11 protein-coding genes are annotated in these 13,721 nt (G+C 44.2%); 6 read left to right on the forward strand and 5 right to left on the reverse strand.

Annotation, left to right across the window (positions count from 1 at the left end; translation table 11 throughout):
• Window positions 1-8 precede the first annotated feature (8 nt).
• Complete coding sequence (locus ADH27_RS05670; protein WP_048716400.1) at window positions 9-980, reverse strand: hypothetical protein; 972 nt, start codon at window positions 978-980, stop codon at window positions 9-11.
• Between the two features lie 361 nt (window positions 981-1,341).
• Between ADH27_RS05670 and ADH27_RS05675 the strand changes: the two genes are divergently transcribed.
• Entirely contained in the window at window positions 1,342-3,726 is a 2,385-nt protein-coding gene (locus ADH27_RS05675) for a phosphoketolase family protein (protein WP_048716402.1), read from the forward strand.
• Window positions 3,727-3,972: 246 nt separating this feature from the next.
• On the forward strand, window positions 3,973-8,439 hold the full coding sequence (locus ADH27_RS05680) for an SGO_0316/SGO_0317 family LPXTG-anchored serine peptidase (protein ID WP_048716404.1): 4,467 nt from the start codon (window positions 3,973-3,975) through the stop codon (window positions 8,437-8,439).
• Window positions 8,440-8,506: 67 nt separating this feature from the next.
• Here ADH27_RS05680 and ADH27_RS05685 read toward each other — a convergent pair whose 3' ends face one another.
• Genes ADH27_RS05685 through ADH27_RS05695 form a run of 3 tightly spaced genes read right to left on the reverse strand, consistent with a single transcriptional unit; the run spans window position 8,507 to window position 10,836 of the window.
• Window positions 8,507-8,914: a hypothetical protein gene (locus tag ADH27_RS05685; protein ID WP_048716595.1), complete on the reverse strand. Its 408-nt coding sequence runs from the start codon at window positions 8,912-8,914 to the stop codon at window positions 8,507-8,509.
• Window positions 8,895-9,797: a phosphodiester glycosidase family protein gene (locus ADH27_RS05690; protein WP_048716406.1), complete on the reverse strand. Its 903-nt coding sequence runs from the start codon at window positions 9,795-9,797 to the stop codon at window positions 8,895-8,897. Before ADH27_RS05690 ends, ADH27_RS05685 begins: the two co-directional genes overlap by 20 nt.
• The gene (locus tag ADH27_RS05695; protein ID WP_048716408.1) at window positions 9,784-10,836 is read right to left on the reverse strand and encodes a bifunctional glycosyltransferase family 2/GtrA family protein; all 1,053 of its coding nucleotides are present in this window, start codon (window positions 10,834-10,836) and stop codon (window positions 9,784-9,786) included. The genes ADH27_RS05690 and ADH27_RS05695 overlap by 14 nt, the downstream gene beginning before the upstream one ends.
• A gap of 277 nt (window positions 10,837-11,113) precedes the next feature.
• Here ADH27_RS05695 and rpsF point away from each other — a divergent pair, with 277 nt between their 5' ends.
• The 4 genes from rpsF to ADH27_RS05715 all read left to right on the forward strand — a co-directional run bounded on the left by rpsF (window position 11,114) and on the right by ADH27_RS05715 (window position 13,009).
• Window positions 11,114-11,404 (forward strand): 30S ribosomal protein S6, encoded by a 291-nt coding sequence (gene rpsF / locus ADH27_RS05700; protein ID WP_006595679.1) that lies wholly within the window; start codon window positions 11,114-11,116, stop codon window positions 11,402-11,404.
• Between the two features lie 26 nt (window positions 11,405-11,430).
• A complete protein-coding gene (locus ADH27_RS05705) occupies window positions 11,431-11,925 on the forward strand; it encodes a single-stranded DNA-binding protein (RefSeq protein ID WP_006595680.1) in 495 nt (164 codons plus the stop codon).
• Window positions 11,926-11,966: 41 nt separating this feature from the next.
• Window positions 11,967-12,206, forward strand: a complete 240-nt coding sequence (gene rpsR, locus ADH27_RS05710) for a 30S ribosomal protein S18 (RefSeq protein ID WP_000068664.1) — start codon at window positions 11,967-11,969, stop codon at window positions 12,204-12,206.
• A 281-nt stretch (window positions 12,207-12,487) separates the two neighbouring features.
• On the forward strand, window positions 12,488-13,009 hold the full coding sequence (locus ADH27_RS05715) for a GNAT family N-acetyltransferase (protein WP_048716413.1): 522 nt from the start codon (window positions 12,488-12,490) through the stop codon (window positions 13,007-13,009).
• A 34-nt stretch (window positions 13,010-13,043) separates the two neighbouring features.
• Here the strand turns inward: ADH27_RS05715 and ADH27_RS05720 are convergent, their stop codons facing one another.
• The gene (locus tag ADH27_RS05720) at window positions 13,044-13,718 is read right to left on the reverse strand and encodes a DUF1129 family protein (protein WP_048716414.1); all 675 of its coding nucleotides are present in this window, start codon (window positions 13,716-13,718) and stop codon (window positions 13,044-13,046) included.
• Between the last annotated feature and the right edge of the window lie 3 nt (window positions 13,719-13,721).

Below are 13,721 nucleotides of genomic sequence, written 5' to 3' on the forward strand. Positions count from 1 at the left end.
GAAAATCTTTAAATTCCAACCTTGACATCTGGGAATCTCTCAGATACCTGTGCAAAAAGAGTGTAGAGTTGTTCTTCAGCGTTCTTCTTATTCTTAATGGCTAGGCGGTGCTGTTTCTTTGGTTTGTCCTTGCGGATGTAACACAATTGGAAGATTGAGCGAGCAATCCCTGATTGACGAACTCGAGTGACATGTAAGTATAGTTGTTGAACCTCTCGTAAATCAATCGTTTGCGTTCCTCTGAAATAGGTAATCAAATGATTTTTGTACAAGATAACTTTTAAGTCTTGATTGTAGTAGCTGGCTTCATCAGACAGGCGAGACAGATCTCCTTGGAGTTCGGGATAGTTTTGGTGGAGTTCCTGATAGGAAGCAATGGTCCGTTTCCGAACGGAGAAGCTGGCTACGACCATTATGATAGAAAGTCCAGCAAGAGCAGCTGAACCAATTAAGAGGAATAAGGAGTCTTTGTTGTACTCTGTGAGGCTTAAGTAATAGCTGGTCGTCATATTAAGTGACACGACAGAAGTCGGGTCGAGAAGGGAATGGATGTAGTCACTATAACCGACAAGGCGACCGTTACGAGACGTATTTTTGCTATCCTTTGCCAAAGGGGCTAATTGCGTTCCCTTTAGTTGATAAGGATCGGTCTGCAGTTCCCCATTTTTTGCCTTATCAATGACCTCTTTAATCGTCGCATCGTCTTTTTTGGCTTCGATCCCTGCAAACCTACCATCGTTTTGGTTATCGTACTGGACGATATAGAGGACGTGGCCGTTGTCCACAGTTCCGACAGGTTCTCGTGTAATATCATAGACCTTCATCGTTACAGGGTCCCCAGACTTTTCTGCCTTCGCAAAGCTAGTAGAAGGGTTCTGGCGGCCCATCCATAATGAAAATACTAATCCTGCGAATGCAAGAAAGACAAGGGCAAGCACTAGACCTGACACAAATCCTTTATTGCGTTTTTCCGTCATCATAATGATCTCCTTTAGTTTGACATCTAAAGTATATCATGAAAGATTTAATGTGACAAGGGGATTTATAGATAGCTGATTTCAAAGGCTTTTTAAGTGGTCTAAGCAGAAAGCTGTTTGTAAAATGATTGAAAAATGCTTTGATTTTAGAAGAGATTTGCAACTTTTTATAAAAAACTATATTTTTTTTAATTTTTTCTATATACAAAAAGCTAAATTATTGATAGAATAGAAAAGAATTGAATTAAAATTTGGTTCGCGTTCGTTCTGTCTTCATATGAATGAAACAGGATGTTTATAACCTAAATACTTGCACTGGATTCTAATTCATCAGAATCATAGCTAGAATTTGAGAGGAGACAATATGACTGTTGATTTTAACAGCAAAGCTTACTTGGATAAAGTGGATGCGTGGTGGCGTGCAGCCAACTACATTTCGGCTGCTCAAATGTACTTGAAAGACAACCCATTATTGAAACGTGAAGTGGTTGAAAACGACTTGAAGGCTCACCCAATCGGACACTGGGGAACTGTACCAGGACAAAACTTTATCTATGCTCACTTGAACCGTGCCATCAACAAATACGACTTGGATATGTTCTACATTGAAGGACCAGGTCATGGTGGACAAGTTATGGTGTCCAACTCTTACTTAGATGGTTCTTACACAGAATTGAATCCAAATATCCCACAAAATGAAGAAGGATTTAAACACCTATGTAAAATCTTCTCATTCCCAGGAGGGATTGCCTCTCACGCGGCGCCTGAAACACCAGGATCTATCCACGAAGGTGGAGAACTTGGTTATGCTCTTTCTCACGCAGCTGGAGCTGTTTTGGACAATCCAGATGTGATTGCTGCAACCGTAATCGGTGATGGCGAAGGAGAAACTGGTCCATTGATGGCTGGTTGGTTGGCCAATACCTTCTTGAACCCAGTTAACGATGGTGCTGTTCTTCCAATCTTCTACCTCAACGGTGGGAAGATTCACAACCCAACGATCTTTGAACGCAAAACAGACGAAGAATTGGCCCTCTTCTTTGAAGGTCTTGGATGGAAACCAATCTTTGCAGACGTAACGGCTATTTCTGACGACCACGAAGCAGCTCATGCTTTGTTTGCAGAAAAATTAGACGAAGCGATTGAAGAAATCAAGAAAGTCCAATCAGAAGCTCGTAAAGGTTCTGCAGAAGAAGCAACTCAACCAGTATATCCTGTCTTGATTGCTCGTATTCCTAAAGGTTGGACTGGACCAAAAGCTTGGGAAGGTACACCAATCGAGGGTGGATTCCGTGCGCACCAAGTTCCAATCCCAGTAGATGCTCACCACATGGAGCATGTAGATGCCCTTCTTTCATGGTTGGAATCTTACCGTCCAGCTGAATTGTTCGACGAAACTGGTAAATTGCTTCCTGAAATTGCCGAAATTGCACCAAAAGGTGACCGTCGCATGGCTATGAACCCAATCACAAACGCAGGTGTCATCGAACCAATGGACACTGCTGATTGGAAGAAACATGCCTTCAAGATTGAAACACCAGGGGCTATCATGGCCCAAGATATGATCGAGTTTGGTAAGTATGCAGCAGATCTTGTGGATGCGAACCCACATAACTTCCGTATCTTTGGACCAGATGAAACTAAATCAAACCGTCTTCAAGAAGTCTTCACTCGTACAAGCCGTCAATGGTTAGGACGTACGAAACCAGACTACGATGAAGCTTTGAGCCCTGCTGGACGTGTTATTGACTCTCAATTGTCAGAGCACCAAGCAGAAGGTATGCTCGAAGGATATGTCTTGACAGGTCGTCACGGATTCTTCGCTTCTTACGAATCATTCCTTCGTGTCGTGGACTCTATGATTACTCAACACTTCAAATGGTTGCGTAAATCGAAGACTCACACGACATGGCGTAAAAACTACCCTGCCTTGAACTTGATTGCGACTTCAACTGTTTTCCAACAAGATCACAATGGCTACACTCACCAAGATCCAGGTATCTTGACTCACTTGGCAGAAAAAACTCCAGAATATATCCGTGAGTACTTGCCAGCAGATACGAATACGTTGCTTGCGGTGATGGACCAAGCCTTCAAGGCAGAAGATATGATTAACTTGATCGTTTCTTCTAAACACCCACGTCCTCAATTCTACTCAGCTGATGAAGCAGAGGAATTGGTTCGTGAAGGATACAAGGTGATCGATTGGGCATCAACTGTTTCAGCAGATGAAGATCCAGATCTTGTCATTGCAGCTGCAGGTACAGAGCCAAACCTTGAAGCTCTTGCAGCTATTACAATCTTGCACAAGGCCTTCCCAGAATTGAAGATCCGCTTTGTCAATGTGGTAGATATCTTGAAATTGCGTCACCCATCCGTCGATGCGCGTGGACTTTCAGATGAAGAGTTCGACAAAGTCTTCACAACTGATAAACCTGTGATCTTTGCCTTCCACGGTTATGAAGGCATGATCCGTGACATCTTCTTCAACCGTCACAACCATAACCTTCGTGTACATGGTTACCGTGAAAACGGAGATATCACAACACCATTCGATATGCGTGTCATGTCTGAATTGGATCGCTTCCACTTGGCACAAGATGCAGCCAATGCAGCTCTTGGAGCAGAAGCAGCTGAATTCGCAGCTCAAATGGACGAAACAATTGCCTTCCACAATGCTTACATCCGTGAACATGGTGATGATATTCCAGAAGTACACAACTGGAAATGGGAAAACATAAATAAATAAGTTTATTCCAAAAGAAATCAGAAGTTATTCTGGTTTCTTTTTTTTGTACCTTTTTAATGAAAGAAACTTTGTCTGAGGAATTCCCCTTGGCAAGAAAAGATTCTTCAATAATGGATAGAGAAATCTGACAAAATCAATAAGATAGTATATTTTTTTAGATTTTGCTAGATTGCATTGACTTTGCATAAGATAAGGACTAAAATATAGGTGCGGAAACCGCTTACAAAATATAAAGGAGGTCTGTTTATGGGAAGCGACAGACAACAACGTTTTTCTTTACGAAAATATGCAGTCGGCTTAGTATCGGTACTTGTCGGATGCTTTTTTTGTGGGGTGACTGTTTCAGCCCAGGAGCAGGAAGGGCAGGCAGATACACCCGCTCTTGTAGTGAAAGAAGGAAGTCAAGAGGTGAGTCCGACAGTCGGACAGGACAAAGGCTCGGACGGAGCTCATGCAACTGATACAGTTAAAGAGGAGTCTTCCTCACAAGAGCAAGCCAAGACTGATGGTAAGGACCAAACCAAGCAACCACAAACTACCTCTTCAGCTACTAGCGATCCTTCAAATGAGAAACCAAAAGAAGAGAAGACCTTATCAGCTTCTGTTATGGCAAGTCCAACAGCTAATCCTGAGCTTGCTACGACGGACACTCCCAAGGAAGTAACGAAAGAAACTCTAGAGGATTCAAGTCCAGTCGAGGTCCTAGTTCGTCTGAAAGAAAAAGTTTCTGATGGGGTTGGAGAATCATCACCAGTCTCAAAAGAAGCACGTATCGAACAAACCAACCAAGACCATGAACAATTTTTGAAAGAACTCGAAAAGCAATCCATTCAGTTCAAAAAATTGTATGACGTTAATTTGCTCTTTAATGGACTGGCTCTAGAGACGACTTATGGAGATGCTAAAAAGATTCGGGGACTAGCGCGTGTAGATGCCCTAGATTATGCTCCACTAGGTCGGACTAGAGTGGAGGAAAACCAGCCTGCTCCTGCATCACCGACTTCAACTACGACCAAGGTCAGTGAAGAAAATAGTCTGATCAATTTACAGCCACTCTGGGATAAGGGGATTAAGGGTCAAGGTCAGGTTGTAGCGGTCATCGATTCGGGGGTCGACCCTGCCCACGATATTTTCCGTCTGACAGATATCAGCAAGGCCAAGTACAAGAGTGAAGCGGAAATTGAAGAGGCTAAGAAAAAGGCCGGCATCACTTACGGTAAATGGTACAACAATAAAGTCGTCTACGTTCACAACTATAGTGATATGGATGACAATGTTAAAGAAGATGATCCAATCTCTCACGGTGCCCACGTAGCTGGAACCGCTGTGGGAAATGCCTCTCAACCATCCCCAAATGGTGAGATTATCCGAGGTGTCGCTCCCGAAGCCCAGCTTATGTTTTTGCGTGTTTTCTCAGACACCAAGGGCGGTCAGGTGCAAAATTTCATCTATACCAAGGCAGTGGAAGACGCCGTCAAATTAGGGGCTGATTCCATCAACATGAGTTTGGGAACCGCATCAGGCTCGATTTATGATGTGGGAGAAATCACGCGCCAGGCCTTTGAGGCAGCGAGAAAGGCGGGAGTGACCATTACAGTTGCCTCTACCAATATGGCGACCAATGGCTTCTGGCACAGCAAACCACTTGCAAGCACACCGGATTATGGGATGACAGGAACCCCATCCGTCAACCCAAATGTCATCTCAGTCGCTTCGATTAATAGTCTGACCAAGCATGAGTCGGCAGAAGCAAGCCTGACCGTAGAAGCCTTAAAAGGTTCGAAAGACTTCCCAGATGGCAAAATTCCGATGCACTCCTTTGTGGAACGCGATGCCTTTCGGACGACCATCCCTCAAAGCTATCTCCATGTGGAAAAGGGAGGGATCGACCACTACCAAGCTGATAGTATCAATGGGCACTTAGTCCTTACGGAGCGAGGTGGCGAAGTTTCGGATGTGGATAAGGTCAAAGAGCTCAAAAGAGCTGGTGCTACAGGGGTGATCTTCTACCAGACTAAGGAGCAGGGCAATAATCCTGTAAGCTTTGACTTAGAAGGGCTGGGGGAACGATTCCCAGTTGGGGTTATTGGCCACGATGCTGGAAGTGTCCTAGCACAACATGCCCAGGACTACCAGCTCCATATTGCCAACAAATTCAAACGGGTGCCGTACGACGCAGCCAATCAATTATCCGACTTCTCCTCTTGGGGGCTGTCAGCTGATGGCGACCTCAAACCGGATGTCACTCTTCCAGGAGGGATGATCTACTCATCTGTTAATAATGGAGAGTACTATATGGATAGGGGGACCAGTATGGCATCTCCTCACGCGGCAGGTGCCACTGCACTGGTGAAACAAGCCCTGAAGGAGCGCTTCCCTCATCTCAGTCCAGAACAGTTACAAGTTCTTGTCAAACAGATGACCATGAGTACAGCTGTCCCGCATGTGGATGAGGAAACACATGCCTATTCCTCTGTTCGTCAGCAAGGAGCAGGGGTCATGGATGTCACAGCTGCAGCTCTAGGTGATCTCTATGTAACGGCGAAAGATGCTAAAAGTAGTCTGACACTAGGTAATGTCACAGATACTTTTGAGTTTGACGTGACCATCCACAATCTTTCCAATCAAGAGAAGTCTGTTCGTTATGAAACGACCCTTCAGACAGATCAAGTTCAAGATGGCAAATTCACCCTCCATCCTCGTCTATTAGAAACCATAGATGGCAAGGAAACCATTACTGTTCCAGCCAATGGTCAGCGGACCATCCATATAACGGTTGATGCGAGCAAGTACAAGGAAGAGCTCAGCAAGCAAATGCCAAATGGTTATTTCTTAGAAGGGTTTGTACTGGTCAAAGATGCCAGCAACCAAAAACATCTGGTCAGCCTCCCTTATGTTGGCTTCCATGGAGAGTACCAAAATCTGCGGGGCATTGAAAAGCCAATCTACGAATACACAGGCAGCGACAAGCCGTTTTACTACTACAAGGACAAGACCGATTATCCAGATGAAAAGGTCCCAGAAACGCCAGAGCGTCATCCAGACAATCACTTTACCTCTTTGATTAGTTATGTCTATGAAAATGGGGAATCCGTAGCCAAAACTCTTGGCCAGGATGGGGATCGCTTTGATGGGGACCAACTTTACTTCTCTCCAAACAGTGATTCCAGCTTTGATAGCATCAAGGTTAAAGCCGTCATGCTTCGCAATGTTGAAAATGTCCACCTATCAGTTTACAAGAAGGAGGACACAGCTCGTACTAACCCGATTTACGAGGTCGGAAATGAAGTCCACCGTAAGACAGACTGGAGTTACCGGATTGGGAATCGTAGCGAAGAGTTTTATGAAATCTCTTGGGAAGGTTTGGACAAAGACGGCAAGCAATTACCAGATGGAGAATACCAATTTGTGATTACCTACCGTCCAACTGCTTCAGGGGCCAAGCAACAAGAGCTTAACTTCAAGGTTAAGATTGACAATACGACTCCAAGCATCGAGTCTGGAAGTGCTCAGTACGATCCAGCAACACGGATTTTCCGACCAGGTAAGGTGATCGAAACTGGTAGTGGACTAGCAGGGACTTATCTGTCCTACGTCAAAGATGGGGAAACAGTGGCTTTGGAACCCCAAGAAGACGGTAGCTATCTGCTTCCGGAAGGGGTGGACCCTTCTACTGTTCGATATACCATCTGGGATAAGGTCTACAATACCACTGAGATGGACATCGAAGGAAAGAAAGTAGAGGCAACGACTCCGACGAATGAAACCGGTTCAGATAAACAACCAAGTGAGACAGAATCTGGAAAACCAAGGGCTGAAAAGGGCACCTTGGAGGTGCTCTTCACGGATAGCAGTGGAGAAGTCATTTCGTATTATCCATCCGTCGTTCGTTACCAAGTAGTGGATGACCAAGGCCGTGTAGTAGAAGGAGAGTTCAATGCGTCCTACAATGCTGGCACCTTCCCAGAATTACCTTTTGGCACTTATACAGTGAAAATCACCTTGTCTGATTACCATTATGATTGGGGAACAGAACTAGTGAAGAAGGTGACGGTTTCAGCCGAAAATCCACATCCGAAAGTGACCTTTGCCTTCCATTATTTAGATGAAAACAAACTCACTATTGGATTTGATCAGCCGGTTCCGACAGGAACAGTCATAAAAGTGGTGGGGAATGATGGTATCAGTCGCCTTCTCCCACAAAGTATCTATGATTTGAAACGCTTTGAGACTATGTTGATGAACGGCTCCTATCGTGTCCATGTAGATCTCCCAGCAGGTTATCGTGCATCGGAAAATGATTTCCTTTATGAAGTGAGCAATCAAATCAATTTCCACCTTCTTTCTTTGGTCAAAGACGTTATCAAGCCAAACCCAGAGGTGCATAGTGGAGCGATTGTGGAACCATGGATTCAACCAGAAAATCCGACACTAGAGATACCGGAAACTCCAGTGACGCCTGTCCAACCAGCGGTATCCAAAGGCCCAGTTACCCTAGCTCAACCAACTACACCTGAAACGAAAGAAGTTGCAACAAACAAACCAGTCGCTGTTACCTATCATACAGGTGGTCAAGCAGAAGTAGCTGCTACATCAGCAACTGGTCTTCCAAAAACAGGTCAAGATGAATTGGCTTCAACAGTCCTTAGCCTCTTTGGCATGACCTCACTAGCTTTGGCAGGTTTTGTAGCAAGTAAAAAACGGCAAGATTAAGTCGTTCATGTATTAGGTTAATCAAAAAAACGTCCGTTTAATTTTAGAAACGGACGTTTTGAATGTTTTAAGCTGTTTTCTCCATCCAAACACTGCGGATAAAGAAGAGGCTGATGAGGGCGAGGGCTAGGAAGATCCCTGCAACATAATAGTAGGGTTGGTCGAGAGTTGTTGAACGACCAGAGAGGTTAACAATACCTCGGTAGAGGGCCCCCGCAGTTGCCGTAGCAACTGCTGAGTTCCAAAGATTGAGAGTGAGTCGAGAAAGGCCTTTTACCACTAGTTGCAGAGCCACTAGCAGGATGCCGCCGATCAAAGGAATCAAGAAAAGGTAGTGCATGAAGGCAGAGGTTTCGCCAAAACTAAAGTGTTCGTAGATGCGACTACCGACGAAGAAGAAAGCTGAAATCAGACTGTACCAGAGGATGGTCTTTTTCAACCGTTGTTTGATAGGATTAGTAACCGATGTAGACAATGTCACTCACCGCCCTTTCTGAGATAGTACCATTTGTTGTTGGTTTGTTAATAACTTGGCCATTGAAGTAAAGTGTAGAAGATCCACCCCCGTCTAGGTTGTAGGCTGTTTTGACGCCATACGATTTCATCACTTCCGCTAATTGGTAGAGAGAAAGACCTTCACTCTCTGAAGTCCGGCCGTCCGATACGACAATGATGTAGTGGTTTTCATCGATGATCCCAATCGCAGTACGTGGATTAGACGCCATGGATTGTCCCACCTCTGAGTTCGTATCGACAGTAATTTCTCCATCTTCAACCAAGGAAGGTCCGAAGACAAGGAGATTAACAACCCCGTCTTTGACCAACTGATCCGCAGAGATTTCATCTTCGTAGATAACCTTGAAGGAACCATCTTTATAAATCGCTAAGTCGCCATTGCTAGAGTCTTCGCGAACCGTATCGCGGTAGACCACTCCATTTCGGATGACATAGCCGGTGCTATTAGCTCCATAGTAGTCTCCGTTGACGGCTAGAATAGCATTGTTCTCAGCTGCAGTGACGGAAGTCTTAGCCGTCACGTTTGTTCCATAGGTATTTTGGGCTAGAGCCGTCTTGAGATAGTCTGAGGAGCTAAGCGTAATATCTGCAATGTAAACTTGGGTGTTTTCAACTGTTTTTTCTGTCAGGCTCACCTGGATATTGTCATCGGAGTAACTGGTATCGGTCGTTGTCGCAGAAGCTGCAGCTTGTTCAGCTGCCTTGGTATCAGTGGTCGTAGCTTTGACTGTTTGGATAGCATCGGATAAGACAAAGGTCTTGAGCATAGAATAGCTGAAGGAGCTTGTTAGCAGGATGCCGAAACAAGTAGCATAGGTATACGATTTTTTAAAGAATTTCATGAGTAGGTGCAGTCCTTTCCTTGAAAATGATTTTTTTCTGAATCAACCATGAGACGACGAAGAGCAAGAGTCCGACGATCACTTTGCTGAGGAGCAAATGGAGACCAAAGCTTGTATAGAAGAGTCGAATCAAGAGGGTATCGAGAATAAAGAGTCCAATCGCAAGTCCCAAGTAACCACTTCCGGTTTTAGCGACACTGTCTTTGTTCTTAAAGACTAGACGTTTGTTGGTCGAGTAGTTAAAGATGGAGCTGGCCACACGAGCGATCCCGTTGGCAAGGAGGATCCGAAGACTAATCGGCACAGCCATCATCACGAAAAGGAAGAAGGCATAGACCAGGTAATCCACGATAAAGCTACTCAGGGAAGAGAGGGCAAACTTGAACATGTCCTTGTAGATCATGAGGCCGTCGCGAATAGGACGGAAGTGGGACCCTTCATTGTCATTGATATAGACTGTTTCAATCGGAACTTCCAAGATGGGAAAGGCCTTGCTAGCTGCGAGGAGCACATTCATTTCGTACTCATACCGTTGTCCCTCGATATCTAACATAAAGGGGATCATGTTGGTTGTAAAGGCTCGAAGGCCAGTCTGCGTATCTGTCACAGAGACCCCTGTTTGTTGCTTGAACAAGAAGCGGGTCAATTTATTTCCAAAAGCAGAACGCAAAGGAACCTTGCCTGAAAAGGCGCGTGCCCCTAGAACCAATTGGTTCGGATTTTCTTGTGATTGATTGGCTACGCGGAAGACGTCCCAAACCTTATGTTGACCATCAGCATCAGCGGTGATGACTGTTCCATATTGCCCTTGCTCTTGAATGTAGGTGTAAGCTGTTTTGAGCGCCCCTCCTTTTCCAAGGTTGGTTTCGTGGTGAAGGACTGTAGCTAGTCCGTCTAATTTTTCAAAAATCGCTTGGCAGTCCTCAGAACTACCATCGTCCACAACGATAATGGAGAAGTTACATTTTTCTCTCAGTTTATTTACCAGTTTGAGAAGTTTTTGATCGGGTTGATAAGCGGGGATGACTAAATAATTCATAAGCGTTCCTCGTTTCTTGTTTGTGATGAAGGTAGTATAACGGCCCTTTCTTAAAGCTAACTGATATCAGTTTTCTTTAAGGAAAGGGAGAGATTTCCTTGTTGTAAAAAAGGAGAGAAAATAATAGAAGAAAAATAAAACTTTTCGAAAAGAATGTAGAGAAGGTATTTTTACTTGCCTTCTATCCCAAAGTCTGGTATAATAGTTTCTTGTGAGCAAACCTCACTTACCCCTTGCAAAGACTTGGGGTCATTAGACCAAAAGGAGGAACATATCAATGGCTAAATACGAAATTCTTTATATTATTCGTCCAAACATTGAAGAAGAAGCTAAAAACGCTTTGGTAGCACGCTTTGACTCTATCTTGACTGACAACGGTGCAACTGTTGTTGAATCAAAAGATTGGGAAAAACGTCGTCTTGCATACGAAATCCAAGATTTCCGTGAAGGACTTTACCACATCGTAAACGTTGAAGCGAACGACGATGCAGCTCTTAACGAGTTCGACCGTCTTTCAAAAATCAACGGTGACATTCTTCGTCACATGATCGTAAAAGTTGACGCGTAAGCCCTAACGAATAAAGAAGGTGACTAATGATTAACAATGTTGTACTTGTAGGTCGTATGACTCGAGATGCTGAGCTTCGTTATACCCCTCAAAATCAGGCTGTTGCGACATTCTCACTCGCGGTTAACCGTAATTTTAAAAACCAAAATGGTGAACGAGATGCGGACTTTATCAACTGTGTGATTTGGCGTCAACAAGCTGAAAATTTAGCGAATTGGGCTAAAAAGGGTGCCTTAGTTGGGATTACAGGTCGTATCCAGACTCGTAATTATGAGAATCAGCAAGGTCAACGTGTTTATGTCACTGAAGTCGTAGCGGACAGCTTCCAATTGTTGGAAAGCCGCGCGAATCGTGAAGGACAAGCAGGTGGTGGTTATGCTTCAGCTGGAGGATTTGCAGGAAATGCAGCTCCAAGCTTTGGAGGATCTGAACCATCAAACGCAACACCAAACTTTGGACGTGATGACAATCCATTCGGAGCTAATCCAATGGACATCTCGGATGACGATCTACCATTCTAAGAATGGGTTTAACGAATTAAAACTATAAAGGAGAAATAAACATGGCTCAACAACGTCGTGGCGGATTCAAACGCCGTAAAAAAGTTGATTACATCGCAGCAAACAAAATTGAATATGTTGATTACAAAGATACTGAGCTTCTTAGCCGTTTCGTTTCAGAACGTGGGAAAATCCTTCCTCGTCGTGTAACTGGAACTTCAGCGAAGAACCAACGTAAAGTAACAACAGCTATCAAACGCGCTCGCGTAATGGCTTTGATGCCTTTCGTAAACGAAGATTAAAGAAAAGACCCTTACGGGTCTTTTTTTCACGAGCCTGGAAATTGGATAGCGAGTTGAGGTCCGGGTGGACCTCTTTTTCATGAGCTTGAAAACAAGAAAGCGAATTAAGACCCTTACGGGTCTTTTTTTCAGGTCCAGTGGACCTCTTTTTCAGACCCTTTTGGATTTTTTTTGCTAGCATAGAAATGTGATAGTGAGTTAGGTCCGTGTGAAGCTCTTTGACCTTTCCCAAGCTCTAATTATGCTATAATGATGGGGAGAAAGGTATCAAGGAGCGCAACATGAAGGAAGGTGTAATCATCAGGAGGATGATAAAGGCAGATATTGAGCACATCTCTCAAGCCTTTATCCACCAAGGGTGGCCGGGTAGAGAGGATATCTTGGCCAGCTATTTTCAGGATCAGGAGAACGGAAAGAGAGACATATTAGTAGCTGAGTCGGATGGATTTGTGGCAGGCTATATCACTATATTGCCTGCTGCCAAGCACGGCCCTTTCGTGGGAGTCTATCCTGAACTATCTGATTTTAATGTTTTTGAGCCATTTAGAAATCGAGGAATTGGGAATCAACTCTTAGAAGAGGCGGAAAAAAGAGTCCGGCTACTATCAGAGATTGTCACTTTAGGGGTTGGTTTACACTCGGGTTATGGCCCAGCTCAAAGACTGTATGTCAAACGGGACTATATCCCAGATGGATCTGGAGTTTGGTTTAGGGATCAGCCCTTGGACCCTTACAGTTCTTGTGAAAACAATGATGACTTAGTCCTCTATTTTTCAAAAAGATTGAACAGGGAAATACAGTAAAACAAAAACGGATGAAAACTTCATCCGTTTCTTTTTAGCGTCGTTGAGGTGCTGTATTGGCGCTCTTGATATTGTATTTTTTCTTCAAATAGTAGCGGAGGAGAAGAGCACCACCACCGAGTAAGAGCATGAACCAGTTTGGTACACGCGGATTGAGGAATTGTGGGAGCAAAGCAGTGACCATGAGAATCACAACCCAAAGGATCATCGCCAACATTAGGATAGGAAGTGACTTGGTTAAAGCAGGCCGTTTCATTCCACGTTTAGAAACTTCGTAGTATTGGTAGAAGTAGTAATACATCAAATAGAGCACAACCCCACCAGCCAAGCTACCAAGAGTCAATGTGAGGAGTCCATAAGTGGTTCCCTGAGGAGCAAATAAGTTCATGAAGGCTGAAATGGCAGCAAAGAGACCAAAGACAAGAAGGAAAGAATCTGTGATCATGAGATGAGGAGCATCATTCTCTTTTGGATGCTCTTTTTCGTAGCGTTCTTTATCACTAAAAGCATTGGCCCAAGCAGTTGGCGCTCCAAAGAGAGTTCGCGCTGTTACTCCTTTTGGTTGGTTTTCAAAGATAGCTGGAAGAATTTCTTCAATCAGGCTAGTAGCCTCTTCTTCTGTTTTGCCGTTTTCAATCAATTGGTGTTTAGCGATGCGAACGAATTCTTGATTTTTTTTACTTAATTGGGTCAAATCAAATTGAGACATAAA

It is taken from the genome of Streptococcus sp. 343_SSPC (assembly GCF_001072385.1).
Taxonomy (GTDB): domain Bacteria; phylum Bacillota; class Bacilli; order Lactobacillales; family Streptococcaceae; genus Streptococcus.